The organism is Clostridium sp. (assembly GCF_018372875.1).
In the GTDB taxonomy this organism is placed as follows: domain Bacteria; phylum Bacillota; class Clostridia; order Clostridiales; family Clostridiaceae; genus Clostridium.
In genome coordinates this window covers 1-1,915 of the sequence record NZ_JAHAIF010000096.1, presented here as the reverse complement: position 1 = coordinate 1,915, position 1,915 = coordinate 1, and the positions used below count along the sequence as shown (strand labels likewise).

The following is a 1,915-nucleotide window of genomic DNA, read 5'->3' as shown; positions in this document are numbered from 1 at the left end:
ACTATTCCACGTAAAATTACTAGAGAAACTATTGATGGATTAAATTATCCAAGTCATGAAGCTATTGATTTTTATCACAGATATAAAGATGATATTAAGTTATTTGCAGAAATGGGCTTTAAGGTATTTAGAATGTCTATAGCATGGACACGTATATTTCCTAATGGTGATGATAAAGAACCTAATGAAGCAGGATTAAAGTTTTATGATGATGTTTTTGATGAATTAAAAAAATATAATATAGAACCATTAGTTACTATTTCACATTATGAGATGCCTTTTAATTTAACTAAAAAATATAATGGATGGGCTTCAAGAGATGTAATAGATTTTTTTGTTAACTACTGCAACGTAATATTTAATAGATATAAGGATAAAGTTAAATACTGGCTTACATTTAATGAAATTAATTGTGGTACAAAGCCAGTAGGAGGATATCTTAGTCTTGGTATTTTAAATGAAGGCACAGAAGACTTTTTACACCCAAATGATAATAAGCAGATTCGTTTTCAAGCACTTCACCATCAATTTGTAGCAAGTGCAAAAGCAGTAAAGCTTGGTCATAGTATTAATAAAGATTTTAAAATAGGCTGTATGCTTGCTTATATGACAAAATATCCTTATACATGTAATCCAGATGATATATTACTTACACAGAAGATGGATCAATTGGCAAATGACCTTTGTGGAGATGTACATGTTAGAGGTGAATATCCTTTCTTTGCTAAGAGATATTTTGAAGAAAATAATATTGTTTTAGATATAACTGAAGAAGATAAGAAGATTTTAAAAGAAGGAACAGTAGATTATTATACATTCAGTTATTATATGAGTAACTGTGAATCAGCAGAGGGTGGAAAAGACAAAGTTTCAGGAAATTTAGTTAGTGGAATTAAAAACCCATATCTTAAAGCAAGTGATTGGGGATGGCAGATTGATCCTAAAGGATTAAGATACATTTTAAATAAGTTGTATGGAAGATACAATATACCTCTTATGGTAGTTGAAAATGGTCTTGGTGCTTTTGATAAAGTTGAAGAAGACGGTTCAATTAATGATGATTATCGTATTGAATATTTAAAGGATCATATAATTCAAATGAAGGAAGCTGTTAAAGATGGCGTAGACTTAATTGGATATACTCCTTGGGGATGTATTGATCTTGTAAGTGCAAGCACTGGTGAAATGGAAAAGAGATATGGCTTTATTTATGTAGATAAAGATAATGCTGGAGAAGGTACATTAGACAGAAAGAAGAAAAAATCATTTGAATGGTACAAAAATGTAATAAAAACTAATGGAGAAGAACTATAACTGACTTAATATTAAATTCTATTATATTTTAAAAGCTGATTTAAAAATGAAGAATAAATTATAGTCATGCAAAATAAAAGCGAATTTTGGAAGCTTTTTTTATGAAAGCATATAAAATTATAAAAAAGTATTGACAAGTTATCATAAAAAAAGTATGATGAAATTGAAAATAAACGATTACATTAACTTGGGATTGTTACTGATTCGATCAGGCTATACCTTAATTAAGTAGAAGAAATATGATATTTATTTCTTTTAATTAATTGAGGTTTTTTATTTTTAAATATAGTCAAGTATAGAATGGAATATGAGGTGATGTTCATTGAAGATAGATAAAATTTTTAACAACAATGCAGTTATGGTTACAGAAGACAATGGACGAGATTCTGTTATCATTGGATGTGGAATTGCATTTAGAAAAAAAGTTGGCGATGAAGTAGATGAATCATTAATAGAAAAAACTTTTATTTTAAAGGAAAAGGATACTTTAGAAAAGTTTAAAATGATTTTAGAACATATACCTACAGAACAAATATCATTGTGCTATGATATTGTGGAATATGCTAAGAACATGTTAAACTGTGAACTTAATGATTATATT

Annotated in this window: 2 protein-coding genes; both read left to right on the top strand. The window is 27.9% G+C overall.

The features are described from left to right. On the top strand, positions 1–1,314 hold a 1,314-nt coding region (locus tag KIB46_RS16220), incomplete at its 5' end, for a family 1 glycosylhydrolase (RefSeq protein WP_291673254.1). 322 nt (positions 1,315–1,636) lie between these two features. Then, on the top strand, positions 1,637–1,915 hold a 279-nt coding region (locus KIB46_RS16215; RefSeq protein ID WP_291673252.1), incomplete at its 3' end, for a CAT RNA binding domain-containing protein.